This window comes from Bartonella sp. EBT8 (genome assembly GCF_055796165.1).
Window position 1 is genome coordinate 1 of record NZ_JBTTDJ010000001.1, and the last position, 23,116, is coordinate 23,116.

Here is a 23,116-nt window from a genome sequence, read left to right on the forward strand (position 1 = left end):
ACCGGCACTGGTTAACACCGGCACTGGTTAACACCGGCACTGGTTAACACCGGCACTGGTTAACGAATTTGTGATAGAAAATATATTTTTTAATGATTCGCCCTTCATGACAAGGCAATTTCATGACAAAAGCCGTTTTTTTACAAAACAGCACGAATAAAGTGATAAAATATTAACCTCTATAAAGGATGACGATAAAAATCACACACAAGCAGAAAATTTTATCGATTACTTTGTCATGAATCTTATATTATAATGATATGATTGATATTTTATTTGAAAAGAGTCATCAAGTTATGGTATCATGAGGGACGATAAAACGTGTTTTTACAGATATATTCTATTCAACACAGGAGAAAATTTCCTCTAAAAAGGATGGTAGAGATGTTTAATTTACAAGAGAGGCTGAATGGACGGATTTTACATCAGTCCTCTTGATTCGGCAGCAATCATCAGCCTCTAGGAGTGTTGACCAGAATAATGGCTTTTCAAGCAAGAGTGAAAAACCTATGCAAGATCTCCTCAAACAGAAAGAGAAAACAACCCAACAAAACCCCACATTTATAAAACGTACGAGCATCCCCCCATGGGCATCTTCTATGAATCTTTCCCATGCGTTTTTCCCCAAGCATTTTTCCCCAAGCGTTTTTCCCATGAGTCTTTCATTGTCTTTTTTCGTTCAAACTAAAAAAATGGCTCTTAAAATTTCTCAACACATCTTCATTTTTTTAAAGCCCATGATCGCCCCTAAAGAGCGAGATCAAAAACAATGGTAGTGTATGAGGTAAGGTCCTTTCCCTATAAACAGCATGGCCTTCCCTAAGAAGAAAAGACACCTTTACCGCCCATGATCGCCCCCAGCGTTTTGCTCACAACGAGCCTCCACTCTTTCCCCCTCCAATTTTATTTCCAAAATGAGCACGCCCCGATGAGACCATTTGAAGAATTTTTTTCCACCACAGTCGCTCTTAAACAGACAGTCTTTTTTAAATTCACACGGTAGAGTCATGAAAACAGGTAAAAAACGCGGTAGACCGAGAATAACAGGAAAGCTCCGAGAACAAAATGGCCGTATTTCACGCGCTAAAAACCCACGCACTCCGGCTCCTCTTCTTACCATTGAAATGCGTGCGAAACATTTTGGTCTGACACTAGAAGAAGCCAAAAATCCGCTTTCGAGTTCTTATATTGGGCGCCTTTGTTTGCTTGGTTATAAACAGGATGGCGAAGGGATCAGTCAAGAGCAATATGAGACTGCGCAACGCTATCTCCAAATCAGAAATGATTATTTATGTGCCAAAGGGTTACCGAGTGGATATTATGATGATTTTACCCATGCCTCAGATGAAAAAGCACACAAGCAGTGGATTCAAAAAGCCACGGATCACTATGAGGACATGAAAAAAGCCATTCAAGAAGCACAAAATCTACATCGCCAACACAATTTTCATGCCGCATTACAATATCTTGTCGTCGAGGATCAGCCACTGTCCTCACTCGTCAGTTCGTTGCGTCTTATTCTCAATGCGCTTCATAAATATTTTGAAGGACAATAAAGAAGCCCCCGCGCAACACAAAGAGATCAAGATTGACGCACACAACCTCTCTAGCCTTACCGGATGCTGTTTGCAAACAGCAGCTTAGCAAAATAAGCAACAGTGCAACAAAGGAGACTTGGGATGAAAAACAAGCGCCACCGCGCATGATGCATGCCACAATCATCAATTCCAAAACGATCAATTCCCCTAGCAAGGAATCAATTCCAATGACAACAGCCACACAAAGCTTAGATCATCATCGGCAACGAACATTCCACCTTAGCAAAACGATCTTTTTTTCTCAAAAAAAAGTGTTTTTTCGGCATAGCAACAACTTGTCAGGAAGACAGCCAGCATCTTTGCCAACCCACTAGACAGCTACCCCCACTATCATCGTTTTTCTCTTGACAACAGAGGGGAAATCGTATTTAATGACGAATGCGGGGAATGTTTTTTTGTGCAAAAATTTCATAATAATCCCTCCATATTACTGCATTCTTCTGATAGTATTGCTAAATTGTTCTAAAAAGCGAGAGGGGGGGATACGAGTGTCTTTATGCCTCTAAATAAGGTGCTCTTTTCTTTCTCATTTTCATTTTTTTGCTGCAATCACTCTTTCTTTGACAAGCCAATGAAAATGCCAACTTGAAGGAAACGATTTTTCTCTCTCAAAAGAAAAGCATTCCTTCGGCATCCCAAAAATTTGCCAAGTAGAAAGCAAGCGTTTTTGCCCAACCAGCTATCCAGCTACAGAAACCCACTATCATCGTTTTTCTCTTGACAACAGAGGAGAAATCGTATTTAATGATGAATGCGGGGAATGTTTTTTTGTGCAAAAATTTCATAATAATCCCTCCATATTACTGCATTCTTCTGATAGTATTGCTAAATTGTTCTAAAAAGCAAGGGGGAAAGAGTGCCTTCATACCTATAAAAAATACTCTTCTCTCTCATTTTCACTTTGTTTATCGCAATCAGTAGACATTTCTCTCTTTGCTTGCCAAAGGAAAGAATTGACAGTAAAAACAACTTCTCACCGTCATTTATGCTTTAAACCTTATCAAAAAGGGCATCGTGACCGGAATGTTCAAAGTAAAATTACGCCACTCAGCAACTCTAGAGTTTCGTAAGCTCTCCATGGCTCCTCTAAATCGCCATAAGCCTCTGTAGGAAATGACATCTACTGTCAGCGTGTGGATACCTTCTCAAGAAAAACCAGAGTTTACCCAGCAGTGTAAATGGGGGATCTGCGTTCTTTAGAGCGAGAAAGAAATGACACTTGGTCTTTAGCAAAAGAGGAACGCCTCATGAGGGTGCTCAAAAGAGGAGAAAACTTTCAAGATGGGAAAACCATGAAGATCGCAACATGATTCAGCCAAAATAGCAGCGTAGCATTCCATGTCGTTTGTTAACATGGAGCTCTATTATGAAACTACAGGATTCCAAAAACAGTGCTCAAGGATCATCAAAAACGCAGGAAGGTGCGAGTGCGAGTGAAGCCTTAGAAAATCTTTCTACAAATTTAGCGGATCTGAGCCTTGAAAAAGAAAAAAGATCCCATTCAATCATGAAGAATTAACCGCTCTTATCACAGAACTCGAACATGATCTTTCTGATGGAATCGGTATCAAAGGATCAAAAGCAATGACCATTATGCCAATACAGATCTTAAGCTGATGCCATTTCTGATAGAGCAAGCAAATCGAAAATATGAAAGATTAAATCTTAAACTTGTCACAACATCGGCAGAGCTTATCTCTTCCATAAAAGAAGTAATAGAGAGCGGAATTTCATCTTCTAGATATATCGTGAACACAACGGATCGAGGGATCCATTCTGTAGAACTCGATCAACGAACTATTGCGGGCAAAACATCTTTGATCGCTTTTGAACCCGCCACGTTTGAGAGTGAGACAGCACTCTTGCTCTCAGTAAGACTCCAACTCAGCATTCAACGTGGAGTGCCTGAATGTCATTTTTCCAAGAGTGTCCTAAACATTCAGCGCAGTTCCTTGGAATGTGGAATATTTTGTTTAGCTCTTGCTAAAAAGCTTCATACCGAAGCTGAAAAATTGATAAGAATGCACCAAGATAATCTAAGCGGCGTCTTATGTGAACCCAATACAACTCTCTCTTCTGATAAAGTCGATCTGTACCTTCCCGCCAGCTTTTACAAACACACGCAAGGGAAAAGACGTCTCGAGCAATATATAAAATCAAATCCAGGGGCTGAAAGTGAAAAAGTAAACAAAAAAGACCAAACACTTCGTGAAAGATTTGAGAAAAACTCAAGAACAACAGAGGGAAAAGCTGTCTCTGTTTCCTTACATAGAAAAAGAGTTTCTGAATATAAATCTCTCATGATGTAGTGTTACCTATTTTTGCGCATATCTATAATAGAAGGTGACATTCCGTTTAGGAATCAAGCCTATTCATATGAGCATATTCTCCTGCTTTTTGGGCTCCTTGCTTTTTCGGTTTATAAAGCCCCTACAGGAGCAGCAAATTGTCGTATGAAGTTACACTTCACCTATCATAATCAAAAAAATTTGAGACATCTAAAGATAGCAAAAAACCTAGTTTTAGACTATCAAGATGAAAGGAGCACTTTCCCTCAAGTCTTTTACAATTTTTGCAAATTTTGAAGATGCAAGATCTCACAAGAAGGATCTTAAAAAAACCGTTCATCTTGCTTTGCAAAACTTTCTTAATAAAAGCTGCCCTCATTTCTTTCCCTCTTACCTTGAGAGAAATGAATACTCCGACATGTTTCAGCCAGAAGAGCAGTATAGCATTCCCCGTCGATTGTTAACATGGAGCAATATTATGAAACCGCAAGATTCTAAAAGCACCATAGACACCCCATCGCCAAGACAAGAAGAAGTTCCTATCAATGAATCACAAGAAAGCTCTCTTGCACATTTAGAGATAAAGAGCGCCCAATCAGCAGGTCTCCCCTTCAGTCCTACAAAATTACAAGATATTATTACCACTTTAGAAAAAGACATCTCCAGCGGTTCTTGGCTCATTGCTGATTATGAAGATATTGATCTTCAAATGATGCCCGCGCTAATAAAGCAGGCCAATTGTAAATATCCGGAAATGCATCTTAAATTTGCATTAACAGCGCACGACTTTACCCGCTTACTAAAAGAAACGATCGAGAATGGCATTCAATCTTCAAGATATATAATAAACACGCAGGAAAGGGGAAACCATTTTGCGGTAATTGATCATCAAACCATTGAAAACAACGTGTCCGTGATACTCTTTGAATCGACAACTTTTACGCATAACATAAGTGCATCTCTGTTAGGATTGAGAACAAGACAAGCCATTGAAGCATTTCCCTTGTCTGAATGTCATTTTTCTGTAGCAGAAATGGATATTCAACGAAGTCCCTCTGAATGTGGAATATTTAGTTTAGCTCTTGCCAAAAAACTGTATCTCGAAGCGCACAAATTAACGAGAATGCACCAAGATAACATACGCGGCGTCTTATGCGAACCCAATACGCCACTACCTTCTGAAAAATTAGATACGTATCTTCCCGCCAGCTTTTACAAACACACACAAGGCAAAAGGCGTCTCGAACACTATATAAAATCCAATCCTAGCGCTGAATATGAAAAAGTGAACAAAAGAGGCGAAACGCTTGCTAAAAGGTTTGAAAGAAATTTAGTGACACCAGAGGACAAAACACTTTCTGTTTCACCTCATAGAAAAAGGATCAAGGACTATAAATCAGTCCTTCAACGATGATGGACTTTTTAACGTTATTTATTTTGAGGAGAATTAAACACTCCATTCAAGTTTATGGATTAAGTCCGTTCATATTAGCCAATTGATTTACTTCTAATTTATCAAACCACAAACCATATAAACTGCTTGCCTATGAAAGCAAAACATCGCTGTTAACTCAACAATAGCCTATCTTAAATCTATAAGCTCAAAAATTCTCAGAGCATTTTCGACAAAAAGACCGATCTATGGAAAGCTGGAGCAATTTCATATTTTTCCAAAGGATCTGCTTCTCCACCATCCCCCTACACAAGCAGCAAACCGCTTTCCCACCACCCGCCAACCACACCACCAATACACCCTACCCCCTTAACCCGCTAGCACCACCAACCCCTCTCAACCACCATCACCACGCAACACCCCATCAACATCACTAACCGCCACCAACACCACCCACACACTCCATCAACGCCAACCCGCTAGCGCCATCAGCCGCTCTCAACCACCATCACTCCTCAAGAGTTTCATAAAAGTTTTTCTTCTGTTCCCTGAAGAACAGAGAAGTATTCGTTTTTAAGAGATCAAACAGCCTCACAAAATGTGGGGCTTTTTTATGGAGAAGCCTATGCGAAAAATATCATCAGAAGGATTAGCACTTATTAAACAATGGGAAGGTTTGCGTTTAAATGCCTATAAAGACGCCATTGGTGTGTGGACAATTGGTTATGGACATACAAGCTCTGCTGGAAAACCCTTTGTTCATAAGGGCATGAGTATCACCGAACAGCAAGCAGAAGAATTCCTTTGCCAAGACTTAAGACAATTTGAGAACGCTGTTGAACAAGCCGTTCACGTTTCCTTAACCGATGAACAATTCGCATCGCTCGTATCTTTTTGTTATAATGTAGGAACAGCAGCCTTTTGCAATTCGACTCTGTTAAAAAAGCTAAATCAAGGTGAATATGAAGCGGTGCCCTCTGAATTACAGAAATGGACCAAAGCAGGTGGAAAGCGTCTTCAAGGTCTCGTACACCGGCGTACAGCAGAAGCAGGGTTATGGGCAAAAGGGGCTTATGTTTCCTCCAATTATCAACCAGTAGAAACCGAACAGCCAACGGGGATTTTCAAAGCGGAAGCCCTTGCTCCAATCATTGGCTCTTTCTCAGGGCTTGGCGGTTTATTAGCAGGCAATGGTCCCATCCAATGGGCACTAGCTGCCATTATGGTTTTAGCCGCATGTGCTGGTCTTTTCTTTGTCGCTAAACGTTTTCAGGAGCACCGGCTATGATCTTATGGATGAAAAGAAAAAAACAAGAGACCCTTTCAAAGCACAAGCCCTTGCCCCAATCATTAGGATCTTTCTCAAGTCTTGGCGGCTTGTTAGCAGGAAATGGCCCCATCCAATGGGCATTGGCAACTATTATGGTTTTAGTAGCATGTGCAGGACTTTTCTGTGTCGCTAAACGCTTTCAGGAGCACCGACTATGATCTTATGGATGAAAAGAAATCTAATGCTAACAGGTGCGGCTTTCGCCGCTTTTTTTATGCTTTTAGCAAAAGCTTTTGTTCTTGGCAAAAAGACTGAACAGCAAAAGCAAACAGAGAAGGCTTTAAAGAGAGCAACAACACGGTTGGAGGTGGAAAATGAAATTAATCAAAAAAGTGATGCTGATGTGCGTACTGAGCTCTCTGATTGGTTGCGCAACAAATAAAGACCTTTCTTCTTGTGTGGGGTGGTTGCCGATATATTTGGAGCGCCAAGATTTAAACGCCATCAGTTCAAACTTAGCAAGAGAAATCTTAAAGCATAACAAGCAAGGTGAATATTTGTGTGGGTGGAAACATGGCTAGAAAAACTGAAAAACACACGGAGCTTACAGAAGCAGAAAAAGAAATGCTTCAAGAAATGATCATCACCTACCAAAGTGTAAAAATGATGTCTCGCTTGATGAAGTGGATAGCGTTTTTTCTCTTTTTGCTGATCCTTGACTTTGCCCGACTTATGGATGCGATAGACAGTGTCTTTGCCCATTTAAAACGGTGGTTTTTAAAAAACTAACACCTTCTTCTTAAAAGCTTATCTCTTCCCTTTACCGAAAAATATTGGAGCCGCAGAAGAAATTAAGGGAGATCAATAGATTTGAAGCGCTTATCGCCTTCATTTGTGTTTAATTATTCAAAAAATAAACTTTTATAGTATTTTATTTTTGACATTTATATTAACTATAGATTTTTTAATGGAAGTATGTATAATACATTATGTATTGAACATAGAGGGATTTTTATGAATAAAAATTTTTTAGTGACAGTATCGATCTTTAGTTTACTTGCAACTTCAACGGTACAAGCAGCAGATACCATAATTCTTCAACAAGCAAAACCACCTGTTTCGATCTCTCAAGGATCTAAACAGACTGTTTCACCAGTTGTTGTTGCTCCACCTTTCACTTGGAACGGTTTTTATCTTGGAGGACAGGTTGGGAGCTTTTCAAGTAATAATTCTTTAAATTACGCTGAAGATGCCAAAACTGGAAAATGGTATTGGGTTGATAAATCTTTATCACCTCAACCATCAGGATTTGTAGCGGGCATTTATGGGGGTTCTAATTTTGATCTGGGAAGCAACATTATTTTAAGTGTTGATACAGATATGGTCTGGTCTGGTAGAAAAAGCATCAAAAAGGGTGATCAAAGAAAAATTTTAGATGACGATGAGTTAGATTCGATTAACGCAGTCTTTAAAGAGGCTGGACTTACTATTAAAAGACCTGGATCTTCTGATGAAACAATCCCTAATATTGGCGATATTGTTGAGAGTAGTGTTACTTTAAAAGAAAAGTGGGCTGGTGCAACGCGCGTACGTATTGGTTTTGGTTCAGGTTGCATTATGCCGTATGTTGCTGGTGGTGCAGCCTATATGCAGATGCAATATATCCAGTCAATTTTGTCAAAATCGCAAGAAGATCCTACTTTCATATTTGCTTCTGGCAATGTCTTGGATGAAACAAAAACGATGGTTGGTTATACACTAGGTGGTGGTGTTGATCTTGCAATGACAGATAATATTATCATGCGTGCAGAATATCGTTATTCAGATTTTGGTAAAAAGAAATTTGCCGACGATAAACTCGAAATTAGCAGTAAAACCAATAATTTCCGCATTGGTATCGCTTATAAATTTTAATTTATTGCAAAAATAGAGAAGAGAAAATTGCTAAAACCCCCGCTCCTACGGGGGTTTTTATTTATTGACAATAAAATCTCATTCTTGAGAGCGGGAAAGAGATCACCAGAGATCCTATGCGCACGCTTGAACGCTTGAATGCTTGAACGCTTGAACGCTTGAACGCTTGAACGCTTGAACGCTTGAACGCTTGAACGCTTGAACGCTTGAACGCTTGAACGCTTGAACGCTTGAACGCTTGAACGCTTGAACGCTTGAACGCTTGAAATAAAGAAACTGTGATTTGAAATTTTGTCAAGCTCTGGCTTATTTGCAACGAAGGAGATGGATAAAAAGGAGCATATTGTTATTTTTTTAAATTCATTTTTATGGAATATCTCGGGTGTAAAAACGCCTCATAAATCAGTAAAAGCAATTTTATAAATTTCAAAATGTACAAAGTTTATCTCTGCTTTCCATACTCGTGACCATGAATCAAAATCATAAAAAGAATGAATCGACAAAGATTCCCCCATTTTTCATAACTGTTTCAAAAAAAACTTTTAGCGATAGCTTGCCACTGGATTTTGCTGAATTTGACACGCGACTTTGCAGCAATTTTTTCAAAGATTTTTTTTATTTTTTCAGAGGGTTTTCAAAGGCGGATTTCTAGCCTTTCACAGACTTTTTAAAAATTTTCAAAGCCTTTTCCTTTTTTATGCATTCATGCAAAATTTTAATTTTTGCCCTTTTTTCTATTTTCAGGTATCAACATTCATTTTGGCAAAACACGCCTTTAATGGTAAAAAATATGAATAAAAACAATAAATTACCACCAATTCCTCTCTCATCTCATCCCTTTCCACCATTTTTCACTTAGTGAAAAATCTCCTAGCAAGTTCTCTTGGTGTACTTTCGCTTCACTCATAGCTTCACTACACAAGAGGATAGGAATGTCCGTAACAATCTTACACAAGGCTATAGCTTTTTCAATTTTATGATTTTTCTTCTCTTCCCCTTCAGGGATGAAATATTTTCATCCCCCCTCTTTCATGAACTGAAACTTTTTCAAGAGAGGTTTCTGTTAATTCTACAATAGGCAATATATTGATTTATAATGATAATTTATCGTTTTGCATGTTGAATGAGAGCCTTGAATATTCTAAGATTCTCTCATTTCAAGTCTGCTTATGTTGAATCAATCAAAACCATCCCCTTACACATTACAAATGGGATTAACGTATGGATAAAAAATAGAGAAGAAAGGAGTAAAAATGCCTCTTATGAATCATCTGAAGAGCAAGGACCGTTGCAAGGTTGGGGGGCTGGTAAATATAAGGATGGGGTCAGCTTGTACCTTCATAAGCGTAAAGAGGCAGTGTTTAAGGGCTTTTATGCTATAGGCTTCACGTGAGAGAAAAACTGGATCAGCCTTCTCCTGAATATCTCGTTCAAATTGACAATTAAGTTGTTTTTTTAATGCAAAAGAAACTGCACTCAAACAGAGTGATATTTTATCGGTATGAAGACACCTTATATCACGGCTGTGAAGAACACGATAGAGCGCGGGAACACATTATAGAAGACTAAGAGGAGAACACTGGGAAGAAAGCGTGAGAGGCGAAGCCTACAGAGAGTGGTGCGGGTGGTCGGACTCGAACCGACACTCCTCTCGGAACCAGATTTTGAGTCTGGCGCGTCTACCAGTTCCACCACACCCGCACATTGTCATAAATACGACTTCATAAAGGGCAGAGTCACCCTTTATTCTTCTGCACTATATGAAGAAGAACAGATTCGTCAACACTAGACTTCTGTTTTTTTAAGAATTCGTCTTATTTTATCCCGTTCCTTGATTTAGCTTTTCACCGCATTTTATTTTTGGAGGATCATTTGTAAAGTCTTTACTTCTAAGAGATATGAAAAGCCTTATGATATTGAACAGATTAAAGCTTTGGACGATTTCTTTAGCAAATCGGCGTACAGCACCGCATTGGCTTGGGTTCATTGCCTTTATTGAGAGTTCTGTTTTTCCCATACCGGTCGATGTTTTGTACATTCCGATGGGCCTTGTTCACCCTAAACGGGTTTACCGCTATGCCCTTATTGCCACTCTCTGTTCAGTTTTTGGAGGAATAGCTGGTTGGTTCATTGGGCATTTTGCCTATGACACCCTCGCCAAACCGATTTTAGAATTTTACGGTAAAGTTGAAAGTTTTCAAACATTAAAAGACAATGCAACCCTGCAATTTCTCATCATTTTACTGATCACTTCAGGTTTTTTACACCTTCCTCCTATTAAGATTGTCACGATTTTGGCCGGTGTTATGGGTGTGCATCTTGAAATTTTCATTCTCACCTGTATTTTTGCTAGGGGTGCACGTTTTTATCTCCTTGCTTGGCTCATTCAGCGTTTTGGACAACAAGCAATGGATTTTTTTTCGCGTCATTTCAAATGGATTATCCTGATTGGTTGTGTTACCCTGCTCGTTGTGTATGGAATTTTTCTCGTTTTTGTCAACAAACAGCTTTTATCTTAAGGGGTATGCTGAATGGCGCGTATTTTTTCTCTTCAACATATTTTGCACCAGCACCTTCATGTTGAACCAAGCAAAAGAGAGCTAAGTTTATGGGCTTTTTTTCTCGCGTTTTGCGTCTCTGCTACGATAGGTTTAGCGCTTGGTTTTGAATATATTGGCGGGTATCTTCCTTGCGATTTATGCCTGATTGAACGTCTTCCCTATTATAGTGCTCTACCATTTTTGCTTTTAGCAATTTTGGGGGTATGTTTTTTTCGCGCATCTTCCTGGATACAATTTTTATTTTTATGTGTTTTTATCTTAATGACCATCAGCTTTGTTTTAGCGGTATATCATACGGGTGTTGAATATGGCTTTTGGCTAGGACCTGCTCATTGCAGTATAAGTACCATAAGGCATACTACAGATGTTAACCAACTGTTCAATCAATTGAACAATATCCATCCTCCTTCTTGCTCTGAAGCATCCATGCGCTTTCTTTTTCTCTCATTTGCCGGTTGGAATGTTGTTGCCAGCCTCATTTACATGCTTTCCAGCTTTTACATTGCTTCAAAAGGGCTGCTTTCAGATGAAAAAAAACTTTAACCGTAAAAGAAACATAAAACCGCCCACATCCCGCACAGCCCTCTGGTTTCAAGCATTCCAGCACCCTACCCTTATCCCATAACACCAACATCGTTCGCCACTCCTCGCATTAAAAGACAGAAATAAGCAGAAATATCCATTTTCTTGTCAGAGCTCTCTATACTTATAAACAACATTTTGATACAAACCCGCGATGGAAAAGCTATAAAACAATTGAGTGAGGGGACCCATCAACATGAATGGTCTGCCATGGCTGAGGATAAGAACACAGCACCTTCTCCCCTAACCCCTATTTCCTTAGATATAAACCACCTTGAAGAACCATGTGTTATGATGGAACATGATCATGATGCATGGTGTGAACATCGATGTGAGCCTACAAGAGCCGGAGATTTAAATGCTCCTTACACAAAACCTCCTCATATAAAACCCCGCATCAAATCGGCGCCCCGCATTAGGCAAGTTTTTTGGTGTGATTTTCCTCATGATTCGATCCTTCCTGAATTTTGGAAAAAACGACCTGTTTTAGTGCTTTCTAAGAATGCAAGATTATATGGAAATGTGACAGTTTTACCTTTTTCAACGAAATCACAACCTAATAATCCTGCGGCTTATCCACTTCAATCTCCCATAGAGAATAAAAAAGCATGGATTATCTGTAATTATATCACGACAGTTTCCGTAAGCCGTTTAAGTTGCTCACACACGGTTCCAAGATTATCCAGCGAAGAGTTTCATAAAGTTATAGCTCTGATGCACAAACATTTACCGCGTTTACACCATTGACTTTTAAGAAGAATAAGCGTACATATACCAACATATACGGCATCAGTAATGGTGGCCGCTTCCCCGCAAGGGGAGATAGGAACGGAGGAGTGGGCAACCGCTCCTTTCGTCATTTAAGGTTGTCATTTGAAGCGCTTTTTTCCAGTAAGACATTGTTCTAAACCTTCCTTTAAGGCGTTCTGAAGAGTCTCTTGCAAAATTTCATTTGAGACACTTTTAAGATGCATCTACCGCCTCGTCTGTTGTTTTTCATTTAAAAACAGTGACAATTTCTGTTTAAAGGATTGATACCTTAAAGACGAGCAATCATCCCCAAGCCGTTGAATCAAAATTTTTCAGATTATTTTCTTCTCACACTGAGCGAAAAGGGCTTTCTTAAGCCTTGATAAAAAATCTCTATACTCTATCTTTATCTTTTTGTGTTTTTTGTACAATACCTCTCCTCTTATCCTCCTGCCAAACCTTATATTCCCTGACAACTCTCTTAGCATATCCTTTATGCTGTGTGCACAAAATCCTTCAGCAATCCTTCCCAAAAGCCCACAAACCCTAAGAGCCCTTCTAAGCATAGTCCCCCTAGAATCATTCCTCGACAAACTTGCTGGATTTTGCCTTAATCTTCTCACTGACAATTTTTTATCAGCTTCTTTTATCTTCTTTTTAAACCCTTATTTTTTTCTCTTTACGCACCAACGCTTTTCTTTTCTCAACACTGTCTTTCAGCAATTTTTAAATTTTAGATTGACTTTGGTTTTTTTTATCCTATATCTTAGAACTATTCTAAAGTGCAAAGGACCAGAAAATGTTGAGATCGTTTTTTTCATTTGTACAACGTAAAGCTCTGTCCTTTCGTTCAGCACAAAAAATGATGATTCAAGCGCTCAAAGCAAAAAAGCACCGTGCAGATCTCTATTTAAAATATGCAAACGCTCTCAAACCTCATTCTTCTGAGCAAGCAGCAATTTTTAGAGCAATGGGCATGCACGAGCTTGAGAATTATAAGCAACTTCTTTGTCTTTCTTGTAGCAATCGTGCTAGAGCAGTCGGTTCCTTATGTGATCACCCTGCTCTTATAACAAACAAACAGACGCAAGCAGTGCCTCAAAGAGCAGCTGTTCAAAAGAGCACCACGAAAAAAGAGACGAAGAAACCATCAAAAACGCATAGACAAATGCTTCTGACCTGGATTCAACCTGGACTAGCCGGTTTAATGGATGGCTCTGTTTCTACTCTTGCCCCTATTTTTGCAGCTGCTTTTGCCACGGGTGATACGCATCAAACCTTTTTGATCGGGCTTTCTGCTTCAATTGGTGCGGGTCTTTCAATGGGTTTCACAGAAGCCGTCCATGATGATGGCAAATTATCGGGTCGCGGTTCTCCCCTTAAAAGAGGTCTTGCAAGCGGCATTATGACAACCCTTGGGGGATTAGGTCATACGCTTCCTTATTTGATCAACTCTTTTTATATAGCGACAATTATTGCATTTATCATTGTTTTTTTCGAACTCTGGGCGATAGTCTGGATTCAGAATAGATTTATGTCGACACCTTTTTGGCGTGCATCATTACAGGTTATCATTGGCGGCGCTCTTGTTTTTGCAACAGGCATCTTCATTGGCAGCATTTAAAATAAACAGCATGGAAAACGAGCATTTACCACCTAAAACAAGCAGCGAAAACTATTGCCCCATCTATAGGTTTTTCGCTGCTTGTCTCATAAGAAATCTTTTGTTACAATTGTGTTTATTTTTTACACTTTGGAGATACCTTTTTGGAAATGCCTCATCTACCTATGCCTTCCGTGCCCCTGAACACCCACAAGAGTCCCTCTGCATCGAAGAGAGTTCCTCCTGCTTCACCACAAATCAGCTTATCGGTCCAACGTCTTGAGCATGGGCAAGATTTAGAGCTTCCCTGCTATGCCACAGCGGGCTCTGCTGGTCTTGATTTACGCGCAGCTCTTGGTGAAGAAGAAACGGTGGTTCTTGCACCAGGGCAGCGAGCTCTTATTCCAACGGGTCTTATCTTCCACCTTCAGCCTGGTTTTGAAGCCCAGATACGTCCGCGCTCTGGTTTAGCCTTAAAGCACGGCATCACATGCTTAAACACACCTGGAACAATTGACAGTGATTACCGTGGTGAAGTAAAAGTTCTCCTCATCAACTTAGGGCAAGAAGACTTCTCCATCCAGCGAGGCATGCGCATTGCACAAACGATCATTGCGCCGGTTGTACAGGTTAATGTTTGCGAAATTGAAACCGAAAAAGCAAATGCCCAAAACAATACAGCACACCAAAGCACCACAAGCAGAGGAGCAGGTGGTTTTGGTTCAACGGGGCAAATTTAAACAGCCTTCCTTGGGGAGAAACCGTTTTTTGCATTGCGAGAACGCACCCTTATTCCAAGGAATCTCCTCTTCCACTCGTCACACCTGATTTTAGAGCCCAAAGAACATCCACGCTCTGGTTTAACCTTAAAGCATGCCACCCCATGCTTAAACACACCTGGAACAATTGACAGTGATTACCGTGGTGAAGTAAAAGTTCTCCTCATCAGTCTAGAGCAAGGAGACTTCTCCCTCCAGCGTAGCATGGGCATTGCACAAACGGTATATCGCACCGGTTGTTCAAGGTAGTAATATTCATGCACTTAAAGTCGTGCAAAGTGATGTTTACGAATTGAAACCGAAAAAGCAAATGCCCAAAACAATACAGCAAATCAAAGCACCACAAGCAGAGGAGCGGATGATTTTGGTTCAACGGGGCAAATTTAAACAGCCTTCATTGGAAAGAAACCGTTTTTTGCATTGCAAGAGAGCACGCCCTTAAGAAACAAGCCGCACACCTTGCTCTTATCAGCAGTTTTTTACTTTACAGAAGGAACTGTTTCCATCACAGAACTGTTCGTATTTACCCTATCACTTGTGACCACCGCTCTCGCATTATCTGTCATGTGTTCACCCCCCGTATCAGAAGCCCCTGCTCCTGTCTTACTTACTTCCCCTCCTTTTACCTCTTGTGCCGCACCATTGGAAGATTTTTGCAATCCCATAAGCCCAACTTTAGTATAGCCAGCAATCCGTATTTGATTAAGCAAATCGACCACAGCTCCATAATCGATTTCACTATCGGCTTTGATCAAGATCTTTGTCTCTCGATTTTGCTTTGTTTCCTTCAACAAAGTTTCTGTAAATGCTGTTTGGCTAATAAGGTTATTACCCACATAAAGAGATCGGTCTTTTTGCAAAGTGACATAAAGAGGCTCATCGGGTTGCACCACCGAGGGTGCTTGCGTTATAGAGGGAAGTTGAACCGGAATAACAGATGTCGCCAAAGGTGCCGCAACCATAAAAACAATTAGCAGCACCAACACAACATCAATAAAAGGGGTTACATTAATCTCGTTGTGCAACCCGCACTCATCGGTTTCCCAATTCTCATTAAAACCCGCTTTCATTTTTTATGACTTTTCTGTTGACGATGTCTATCAAGTTCACGGCTCAAGAGCCTTTCAAGAGCAGCGGCGATATCGCCCAAATCATTGCGATAACCACTCAAAGCACGCATAAGGCTATTATACATAACCACGGCTGGAATAGCCACAAAAAGCCCGATAGCTGTTGCTAAGAGGGCTTCAGCAATTCCAGGAGCAACGACATCGAGCCGTGTGGTTTGAGACTGAGCAATCCCGATAAAAGAATTCATGATTCCCCAAACAGTTGCGAAAAGACCAACAAAGGGAGCAATTGCCCCAATCGTTGCCAGAACGGCACTTCCACATGCAACACGCCTCGTTGCCGCCAACAAGCAGCGTGACAAAATCGAATGAACTCTTTCCTTTACGCCCTCATTCATCCCGCGTACATCTTCACTATAGCGATCAATGTCCTCAGAGAAAAAGAGCTCTTCATACGCAACGGGCGCTTCTTGCCTTACATGAGCTCTTTCACCAGAGCCAAGCCCTTCAGAGCCGGTAAAACGAACCTGTTGTGTAGAAAGATACACTTCTTTCAGAACTTCCTTAAGGAAGACCACACCGGCGCCTTTGCTTTCTTTTAAGCTTGCAGCCAAACGCGTGAGAGTTTGCGCATTAAGAATCAATTGAAGTTCATGACGCACTCTTCGTTTTGCCAAAGAGATCTCAACAATTTTGACAAAAGCAATGGTCCAAGAGGCAAGAGATGCCAACAACAAAAGAACAATAACGGTTTTTACAACAAAATCAGCCGCCATAAACATAGAAAAAGGGGAAAGATCATGGACGACAAACAAAGCAGACGAACTCTCTAAGGGGACTGTTTCAGATTCCATTTCTCTCTCACATCCTTATGGATTTCACTTAATCTTACAGCTGTGGCATCACCCCCCGCAGCACCACCCTTCCACAATGCCACGTCCCTTTTAATATCACTCTGCTTTTACTCTAAAAAACAAAACTTGATAAATCAAGTATAGTTTTATTTCAGACAACAACTCTTTCAAGAGGACTATTGCAAGAAATTTTTCTTCACAAAAATTAACATAAATTTATCTAAAAAATAATTTTATTGCGCAAAATACTTGAAGAGGCAAATGGCTCTTCTCGCTTGAACCCGTAAACTTCTCTTACAACAAGTGAAACAACATCTGTAGCAAGAAAATATTATAAATATTTTTTTCATAAGCAGAAAGATGGCAGCACGCAAAAGATTTTTACCAATAAATTTTTCTCTAAAGGTTTCACCGGTAGAGCTGCTTTTCTAAGCAAGCAAAATTTATTCTATACAAAACGCTTTTAAATGACACGACAAATGGAACTAAAAAATCGGTTCGACGTTACAAAAGCAGTGAAAATTTTTACTCCAAAGCAAATGATCACTATGAACACACAAAAACTGAATAATGATGAATCAACAGAGGGAATGAGCATCATGGCAAACAACAAAACAACAGAGGATCACAAAATGGCAACAGAAAAAAAACCACAGGGACACTTAGAAAAGTTACGCAATGACGTTTCAGAAGTCACCTCATCCTTGGCAGATCTTGGTGCAAACAAATTGAGTGCCGCCAAAGACAAAGCCGAACAACTGTATAACGCAGCGAAAGGAAGCAGTGAAGACATTCTCTCTCAAGCAAAAGAGAAAATTGGTGATTTTGAACAAACCGTGAATCAATATGTTCGTAAAAACCCGAATAAAAGCGTTCTATTTGCAGCGGGTATTGGTTTTATTCTTTCTCAATTATTGCGTCGTTAAGCAATGCGTAAGTTTATCGCTCCACTTTTAAACCATCTTGTTGGCGGCGGGCTCAAAAGTACCGTCAAGCAAGTACGCCTTCAAGCAATTTGCGGCGGTATTTTAGGCATTTCCTTATTTATGTCGTTGCTCTTTCTTTGTCTTATTGGTTTTCTTGCTTTATGTTCGGTTATGACACCGCTTGCAGCAGCCAGTACCCTGTTTTTCATTTGGCTTTTTCTTGCGGGTTTAGGGATCGTTATTAGCCGCATTTTGAAAACTTATCAGCGCTATGAACAACAAAAGAAATCAGAAGAGCAACGCCATCAACTTATGACAGATACAACACTTTCCAGTCTTGCACTTTTAAGCCAACATCTCCCTTTTGCTAAATTGAGAGTTCCGCTTCTTGGCCTTGCCACTTATTTCCTGTGGAAAAAGAATAAGAAAGACCGCTTTTCAAATTAAGATGTGCAATTGTGCATTTCTATCCCCCCCGGTGTTTTCTCTCATTTGAGAGAAAACACCTTTTTTATTCCCTTTACCAATATTAGCGCAACATTCATCGCTAAGAATGCATCCTTCCCGCCCCTTATTACCATTGAACACAACCATCCTTCTCTTTTTCAAGCAAGCACCCTCATTCCTTACCCCCCAATGATGCAAAAACTCTCCCATCAAAACGGTTCAGAATGGGTATTTCATAGCTTTTTAAAAGTTTTTACCCACACGCCCCCACTTACAACGTAAAAGCCGAATGATTTTGTGTGCTTCACAAGAAAAAGACTGAAAAGGAAAGATCCTTACGCTATTTTGGGGCTCACTCAAATTACAAAAAATAAATTATCCTTATCTTGCCCTATAAAAACAAAAAACCATATCCCTTTCTCTGAACAGTAAAATGCTTTATACCCTCGTAATCACGCGTGAATAATTTAAGAATTTTCTACAAGAAAATAGTCAAGGAAAATCTCAACAATCCTATAAAAGCTTAAGCTGATTTTTCAACGTATCCCCCTTATCAAATCTCTCACAAGAGCTAAATGCCTCTCAAGAGTTAAATTTTCTGCTCCACCCCTTTTAAAAGCTTCTCATGAAGAGTGAACATCGATCCTCTCTATCACAACAGCCTCTATAACTTCTCATTGATTGCCTTCAAGCATCATATAAAGTTCCGCTTCAGAAGCTTCTCTTTACGCAATGCCTTTGCAAAATCCCTCTTTCTCTCAAGAGACTGTTTTCAAACCCGTTCTTCAACCTTGTTTTTATTGATTGCCTTTAAATCTCATGAAAACCACCAGCGCATTTTGAGAAACAAGCGCCAACCCTCTTTTTTTGCTAAAAATATTGGCTTACCAAGGGTGTCACTTGCCAAGAACATTCCCTAATTGTAGCACAAATTTTATAAAGAGATTCACGCCTTCACAAGGGAAGCTTCGACTTTTGAAAGCACATCATGGTGTGCAATAACATCCATCATTTCTGAAACAACAGCCTCTATAACTTCTCGTTCATCCCCTTCAGCCATAATGCGGATAACCGGCTCTGTTCCAGAAGCACGGATGATCAATCGTGCATCTTTTCCCAACTGTTGCGTTGCTTGATCTATTGCCGTTTTGACCGGCTCTTTTTTTAACACATTTTTATTTTTAATCACGACATTTTTTAAGATTTGCGGCACAGGCTCAAACTGTTTACACAATTGGCTTATGGGAGTTTGGCTTTCTTGCATACAAGCTAAGATTTGCAAAGCGGCCACCAGCCCATCACCAGTTGTGCCAAAATCACTAAGCACAATATGCCCAGAAGATTCACCACCGACATTATATCCCCTTTCGCGCATTGCTTCGACAACATAACGATCACCAACATTTGTTCGCACAAGATCCAAACATTTGCTGTTCAAGAAACGCTCGAGTCCAAGATTTGACATAATTGTTGTGACAACACCATTACACTGTAAGCGCCCAGTTTTATGCCAATGTTCAGCAATCACAGCGATCAGCTGATCTCCATCAATGGTTTGTGCTTTTTCATCGACAAACAAAACACGATCACCATCACCATCAAGAGCAATCCCCACATCGGCCCGCACTTCATGAACCTTCTTTTTTAAAGAAGTCAAATCGGTTGATCCACATTTTTGATTAATATTGGTCCCATTTGGCGTATCATTAATAGCAAAGACCTCAGCTCCCAATTCCCACAAAGCCCGTGGAGCAGCTTTATAAGCAGCGCCATTTGCGCAATCGACAACGATACGCACAGCATCGAGACGCACATCACGGGGCAAAGTTCGTTTTGCATATTCGATATAACGATAAATATCGCCCTCGACTCGTTTCGCATAACCAATTTCAGCACAACCAGCGAGGGATTTTGAAAGATCTGTATCAATCAATTGCTCAATTTTTTCTTCCATCTCATCGGAAAGCTTAAAGCCATCAGGACCAAAAAGTTTAATTCCATTATCATAGAAGGGATTATGAGAAGCAGAGATCATCACACCAAGATCAGCCCGCAGAGAACGACAAAGCATAGCAACCGCCGGTGTTGGCACAGGCCCCAACAAGAAGGCCTCCATTCCCGCAGCGGTGAACCCTGAAACCAAAGCATTTTCCAACATATAACCAGATAACCTCGTATCCTTACCAATCACCACACGACGCGACTGATGTTGTGAGCGAAACAATATCCCCACAGCCATTCCCACTTTCATGGCAAAATCTGCTGTCATGGGAAAAGAATTGGCTTTTCCCCGAATTCCATCAGTTCCAAAATATTTTTGTGCCATCCCTTTTTCCTTTACACACACTTCTTGCCCAGCATTGCTCACAGACCCCCGCTGATACACGACCCCTCATGTGATGACATTCTTTGCATTTCTTCATTTTTAGATTTTCAAAAAATCACACCACACACAAAACGCCTAGAACAAATCTCTGCTTCCAGTACCAACCCCATAGACTTCACCAATGCTGCATTGAGATGCTCATCAAGCAATCTTATGCTCTCCCCTCACCCAAGTGCCCGCTTTAAACAAAAGCACAATTTTTTCTTAAAAAAGCAATCACCCTAGAACACCGGCCCTCACCACACAAACCACAAGCCTACAATCCTCCAAACGCAAGAATGTTTCCAATCACAAAGATCGCAACCCTCCTAAACACACATCTCTCCGCACACACCGTAAATCGACAGCCCTACAACAGCTCTGATCACAGAATTTTTAAACATGCTTTGAAGGCGCAAGTTCTACCCGCGCCCTCGTCAAAGAATTTTACTTAATATTCTTTCCAAAACATCGTGACTCAAGCGTCGTTAGAAGGCTCTCCTTTATCACGCTCCTTAGCATTTGGTATCTTTTCAGCGCTCATTTTGCTTTTCGAGCGACTTGCTGTTTTAGTGGAAGTTTTTGCGTTTTGTGTTTTTTTCTCAGCCCCACGAGGTTGCGCCCCTTTAATTCCAGACTCATCGGCTTGAACACGAGGAGACTTTGCTATTTGCGCTGCAACTTTTGTCTCTGCTTTTCCGCCCTTTCCGCCTTTTCCTTTATCGGCATCACTTCTCTCAGCATCGCTCTCATCAGCATTTGTTTTCTCTGCTGTTGATGCAGTTGCCCTATGAGACTCTTCTTTAACTGTTCCAGTTTTAGGCACAGAGGAAATACGCGGAGTGTTGCCTTCCTCTTTTTGTGTTCGTGAAGGAGGTTTTCCAGCAATAACTTCTTTAATTTCCGCTCCTGTTAAAGTTTCATATTCCAACAAGCCTTGTGCCAGAGCGAACCATTCTTTCTTTTTTTCTTTCAGAATTTTTGTCGCACTTTTATAAGCATCATCAATAAGCTTACGCACTTCAGCATCAATCATGCGTGCTGTTTCCTCAGAGACATTTTGTGTTCGTGCCACAGAATGGCCTAAAAAGACTTCATCTTGATTATCACCATAGGCAACATTCCCAAGCAGATCAGAAAATCCCCACCGTGTAATCATCGCCCGCGCTAATTTTGTTGCTTGTTCAATATCAGAGGAAGCACCTGAAGTAATATTTTCCTTTCCGAATTTTAATTCCTCAGCGACGCGTCCCCCCATCATGATAGCCAAACGGGAAATCATCCAGCGATAACTCATAGAATAGCGATCCCCTTCAGGCAATTGCATCACCATTCCCAAAGCCCTTCCCCTTGGCACGATTGTTGCTTTATGAACAGGATCAGCAACAGGAACGGTAAGCGCCACGATAGCATGCCCCGCTTCGTGATAAGCTGTAAGTTCTTTTTCTTCTTGTGTCATAGCGGATGAGCGCCGTTCAGCCCCCATCATCACTTTATCTTTTGCATCTTCAAACTCTTGCATAGTGACGACTCTTTTATTACGGCTAGCAGCCATGAGAGCAGCCTCATTGACAAGGTTCATCAAATCAGCCCCGGAAAACCCTGGTGTTCCCCTTGCCAAAACTTTTAGATCCACATTAGGCGCTAAAGGGACATTGCGCACATGCACTTTTAAGATCTGTTCACGCCCAGAAATATCCGGATTTGGTACAACGACTTGCCGATCAAAGCGCCCTGGTCTTAACAAAGCAGGGTCGAGCACATCAGGACGGTTTGTTGCAGCAATGAGAATAATGCTTTCATTGGGCTCAAAGCCATCCATTTCGACAAGCAACTGATTTAAAGTTTGCTCGCGTTCATCATTTCCGCCTCCTAGTCCGGCACCACGATGGCGTCCAACGGCGTCGATTTCATCGATAAAGATAATACAGGGGGCATTTTTTTTCGCCTGTTCGAACATATCGCGCACGCGGCTTGCACCAACCCCCACGAACATTTCGACAAAATCGGATCCTGAAATAGTAAAGAATGGCACATTAGCTTCCCCTGCCACAGAGCGCGCAAGCAAAGTTTTACCGGTTCCTGGAGGACCAACAAGCAAGACACCCCTTGGGATACGCCCGCCCAAACGTTGAAATTTTTGTGGTTCGCGTAAAAATTCAACAATTTCCTGAAGGTCCTGCTTTGCTTCTTCAACGCCAGCAACATCTTGAAAGGTCACGCGCCCTTGCGCTTCATTGAGCAATTTTGCTTTTGATTTTCCAAATCCCATAGCCCCACGTGATCCATTTTGCATTTGTCGCATAAAGAAGACCCACGCACCAACAATAATAACCACAGGCAACAAGGAAAAGAGAAGATTGAGGAAAATACTATTACCGGAGCTCTCAGGAATAGCTTTGACATTAACATTTTTGTTTTCCAATTTTTGGATCAAACCTGGATCTCGTGGAGCGTAGGTTGAAACAACTCTATGCTCGATGGTTTGTCCTGTTAACTTTTGCCCTTGAATGGTTACAGATTTCAGTTCATTATTCTCAACCTTTTTCAAAAATTCGGAATAAGAGACCTCTCCTCCTCCAGAACGTTGGCTATCTCCATTATAGAGAGAAAACAACACAATCAAAATTAAGGCAATAACTCCCCAAATGAGGAGAGAGCGGTAATTGGAATTCATATTCGGCTCACACTTAATCAAATCTAGATTTTAAATTAT

At 40.7% G+C, this 23,116-nt stretch carries 25 protein-coding genes, 1 tRNA gene and 1 pseudogene; 21 read left to right on the forward strand and 6 right to left on the reverse strand.

From position 1 onward, the window contains the following. The first annotated feature begins 1,007 nt into the window (after window positions 1-1,007). The 12 genes and pseudogenes from AC0QT4_RS00005 to AC0QT4_RS00060 all read left to right on the forward strand — a co-directional run bounded on the left by AC0QT4_RS00005 (window position 1,008) and on the right by AC0QT4_RS00060 (window position 8,463). On the forward strand, window positions 1,008-1,556 hold the full coding sequence (locus AC0QT4_RS00005) for a hypothetical protein (RefSeq protein WP_473199692.1): 549 nt from the start codon (window positions 1,008-1,010) through the stop codon (window positions 1,554-1,556). A 32-nt stretch (window positions 1,557-1,588) separates the two neighbouring features. Then, on the forward strand, window positions 1,589-1,912 hold the full coding sequence (locus AC0QT4_RS00010; protein ID WP_473199693.1) for a hypothetical protein: 324 nt from the start codon (window positions 1,589-1,591) through the stop codon (window positions 1,910-1,912). 864 nt (window positions 1,913-2,776) lie between these two features. Further along, entirely contained in the window at window positions 2,777-2,908 is a 132-nt protein-coding gene (locus tag AC0QT4_RS00015; RefSeq protein ID WP_473199694.1) for a hypothetical protein, read from the forward strand. 56 nt (window positions 2,909-2,964) lie between these two features. Then, window positions 2,965-3,117, forward strand: coding sequence for a hypothetical protein (locus AC0QT4_RS00020; RefSeq protein WP_473199695.1), 153 nt, complete (start codon window positions 2,965-2,967; stop codon window positions 3,115-3,117). 97 nt (window positions 3,118-3,214) lie between these two features. Next, complete coding sequence (locus AC0QT4_RS00025; RefSeq protein ID WP_473199696.1) at window positions 3,215-3,907, forward strand: YopJ/AvrA family T3SS effector serine/threonine acetyltransferase; 693 nt, start codon at window positions 3,215-3,217, stop codon at window positions 3,905-3,907. Between the two features lie 457 nt (window positions 3,908-4,364). Next, window positions 4,365-5,300 (forward strand): YopJ/AvrA family T3SS effector serine/threonine acetyltransferase, encoded by a 936-nt coding sequence (locus AC0QT4_RS00030; RefSeq protein WP_473200002.1) that lies wholly within the window; start codon window positions 4,365-4,367, stop codon window positions 5,298-5,300. A gap of 604 nt (window positions 5,301-5,904) precedes the next feature. Beyond that, window positions 5,905-6,567 carry a lysozyme gene (locus tag AC0QT4_RS00035; RefSeq protein WP_473199697.1) on the forward strand — a complete coding sequence of 221 codons (663 nt, stop codon included), beginning with the start codon at window positions 5,905-5,907 and terminating at the stop codon, window positions 6,565-6,567. A gap of 28 nt (window positions 6,568-6,595) precedes the next feature. Then, window positions 6,596-6,767 (forward strand): annotated as a pseudogene (locus AC0QT4_RS00040) (lysozyme); the annotation flags it as partial. Next, on the forward strand, window positions 6,764-6,991 hold the full coding sequence (locus AC0QT4_RS00045; protein WP_473199698.1) for a hypothetical protein: 228 nt from the start codon (window positions 6,764-6,766) through the stop codon (window positions 6,989-6,991). The pseudogene AC0QT4_RS00040 and the gene AC0QT4_RS00045, both read left to right, overlap by 4 nt. Then, window positions 6,924-7,130 (forward strand): hypothetical protein, encoded by a 207-nt coding sequence (locus AC0QT4_RS00050; protein ID WP_473199699.1) that lies wholly within the window; start codon window positions 6,924-6,926, stop codon window positions 7,128-7,130. Before AC0QT4_RS00045 ends, AC0QT4_RS00050 begins: the two co-directional genes overlap by 68 nt. After that, window positions 7,123-7,338 carry a hypothetical protein gene (locus AC0QT4_RS00055; RefSeq protein ID WP_473199700.1) on the forward strand — a complete coding sequence of 72 codons (216 nt, stop codon included), beginning with the start codon at window positions 7,123-7,125 and terminating at the stop codon, window positions 7,336-7,338. The genes AC0QT4_RS00050 and AC0QT4_RS00055 overlap by 8 nt, the downstream gene beginning before the upstream one ends. A gap of 225 nt (window positions 7,339-7,563) precedes the next feature. Beyond that, on the forward strand, window positions 7,564-8,463 hold the full coding sequence (locus AC0QT4_RS00060; RefSeq protein WP_473199701.1) for an outer membrane beta-barrel protein: 900 nt from the start codon (window positions 7,564-7,566) through the stop codon (window positions 8,461-8,463). A 1,616-nt stretch (window positions 8,464-10,079) separates the two neighbouring features. On the opposite strand, the gene AC0QT4_RS00065 is transcribed toward AC0QT4_RS00060, so the two are convergent. Beyond that, window positions 10,080-10,164, reverse strand: a tRNA-Leu gene (locus tag AC0QT4_RS00065). A gap of 209 nt (window positions 10,165-10,373) precedes the next feature. Here AC0QT4_RS00065 and AC0QT4_RS00070 point away from each other — a divergent pair. The 3 genes from AC0QT4_RS00070 to AC0QT4_RS00080 all read left to right on the forward strand — a co-directional run bounded on the left by AC0QT4_RS00070 (window position 10,374) and on the right by AC0QT4_RS00080 (window position 12,353). After that, window positions 10,374-10,982 carry a YqaA family protein gene (locus AC0QT4_RS00070; protein WP_473199702.1) on the forward strand — a complete coding sequence of 203 codons (609 nt, stop codon included), beginning with the start codon at window positions 10,374-10,376 and terminating at the stop codon, window positions 10,980-10,982. A gap of 12 nt (window positions 10,983-10,994) precedes the next feature. Continuing rightward, complete coding sequence (locus tag AC0QT4_RS00075; RefSeq protein ID WP_473199703.1) at window positions 10,995-11,567, forward strand: disulfide bond formation protein B; 573 nt, start codon at window positions 10,995-10,997, stop codon at window positions 11,565-11,567. A 249-nt stretch (window positions 11,568-11,816) separates the two neighbouring features. Continuing rightward, on the forward strand, window positions 11,817-12,353 hold the full coding sequence (locus AC0QT4_RS00080; protein WP_473200003.1) for a type II toxin-antitoxin system PemK/MazF family toxin: 537 nt from the start codon (window positions 11,817-11,819) through the stop codon (window positions 12,351-12,353). 335 nt (window positions 12,354-12,688) lie between these two features. Here AC0QT4_RS00080 and AC0QT4_RS00085 read toward each other — a convergent pair whose 3' ends face one another. Next, a complete protein-coding gene (locus AC0QT4_RS00085) occupies window positions 12,689-12,922 on the reverse strand; it encodes a hypothetical protein (RefSeq protein WP_473199704.1) in 234 nt (77 codons plus the stop codon). 233 nt (window positions 12,923-13,155) lie between these two features. Between AC0QT4_RS00085 and AC0QT4_RS00090 the strand changes: the two genes are divergently transcribed. The 4 genes from AC0QT4_RS00090 (at window position 13,156) to AC0QT4_RS00105 (ending at window position 15,180) form a co-directional block, all read left to right on the forward strand. Further along, window positions 13,156-13,980, forward strand: coding sequence for a VIT1/CCC1 transporter family protein (locus AC0QT4_RS00090; protein WP_473199705.1), 825 nt, complete (start codon window positions 13,156-13,158; stop codon window positions 13,978-13,980). Between the two features lie 164 nt (window positions 13,981-14,144). Further along, the gene (gene dut / locus AC0QT4_RS00095; RefSeq protein WP_473200004.1) at window positions 14,145-14,699 is read left to right on the forward strand and encodes a dUTP diphosphatase; all 555 of its coding nucleotides are present in this window, start codon (window positions 14,145-14,147) and stop codon (window positions 14,697-14,699) included. A gap of 33 nt (window positions 14,700-14,732) precedes the next feature. Beyond that, on the forward strand, window positions 14,733-14,987 hold the full coding sequence (locus AC0QT4_RS00100) for a dCTP deaminase/dUTPase family protein (protein WP_473199706.1): 255 nt from the start codon (window positions 14,733-14,735) through the stop codon (window positions 14,985-14,987). Beyond that, window positions 14,950-15,180, forward strand: coding sequence for a hypothetical protein (locus tag AC0QT4_RS00105; RefSeq protein ID WP_473200034.1), 231 nt, complete (start codon window positions 14,950-14,952; stop codon window positions 15,178-15,180). The genes AC0QT4_RS00100 and AC0QT4_RS00105 overlap by 38 nt, the downstream gene beginning before the upstream one ends. Window positions 15,181-15,217: 37 nt before the next feature. Here AC0QT4_RS00105 and AC0QT4_RS00110 read toward each other — a convergent pair whose 3' ends face one another. Then, the gene (locus tag AC0QT4_RS00110; RefSeq protein WP_473199707.1) at window positions 15,218-15,808 is read right to left on the reverse strand and encodes a biopolymer transporter ExbD; all 591 of its coding nucleotides are present in this window, start codon (window positions 15,806-15,808) and stop codon (window positions 15,218-15,220) included. Continuing rightward, window positions 15,805-16,662: a MotA/TolQ/ExbB proton channel family protein gene (locus tag AC0QT4_RS00115; RefSeq protein ID WP_473199708.1), complete on the reverse strand. Its 858-nt coding sequence runs from the start codon at window positions 16,660-16,662 to the stop codon at window positions 15,805-15,807. Before AC0QT4_RS00115 ends, AC0QT4_RS00110 begins: the two co-directional genes overlap by 4 nt. A gap of 599 nt (window positions 16,663-17,261) precedes the next feature. On the opposite strand from AC0QT4_RS00115, the gene AC0QT4_RS00120 reads away from it, so the two are divergent. Continuing rightward, entirely contained in the window at window positions 17,262-17,588 is a 327-nt protein-coding gene (locus AC0QT4_RS00120) for an ElaB/YgaM/YqjD family protein (protein ID WP_473200005.1), read from the forward strand. Window positions 17,589-17,591: 3 nt separating this feature from the next. After that, window positions 17,592-18,035 (forward strand): hypothetical protein, encoded by a 444-nt coding sequence (locus AC0QT4_RS00125; protein ID WP_473199709.1) that lies wholly within the window; start codon window positions 17,592-17,594, stop codon window positions 18,033-18,035. A 946-nt stretch (window positions 18,036-18,981) separates the two neighbouring features. On the opposite strand, the gene glmM is transcribed toward AC0QT4_RS00125, so the two are convergent. Together glmM and ftsH are read right to left on the reverse strand one after the other, a co-directional pair. Next, on the reverse strand, window positions 18,982-20,361 hold the full coding sequence (glmM, locus tag AC0QT4_RS00130; protein WP_473199710.1) for a phosphoglucosamine mutase: 1,380 nt from the start codon (window positions 20,359-20,361) through the stop codon (window positions 18,982-18,984). A gap of 517 nt (window positions 20,362-20,878) precedes the next feature. After that, a complete protein-coding gene (ftsH, locus tag AC0QT4_RS00135; protein WP_473199711.1) occupies window positions 20,879-23,077 on the reverse strand; it encodes an ATP-dependent zinc metalloprotease FtsH in 2,199 nt (732 codons plus the stop codon). Between the last annotated feature and the right edge of the window lie 39 nt (window positions 23,078-23,116).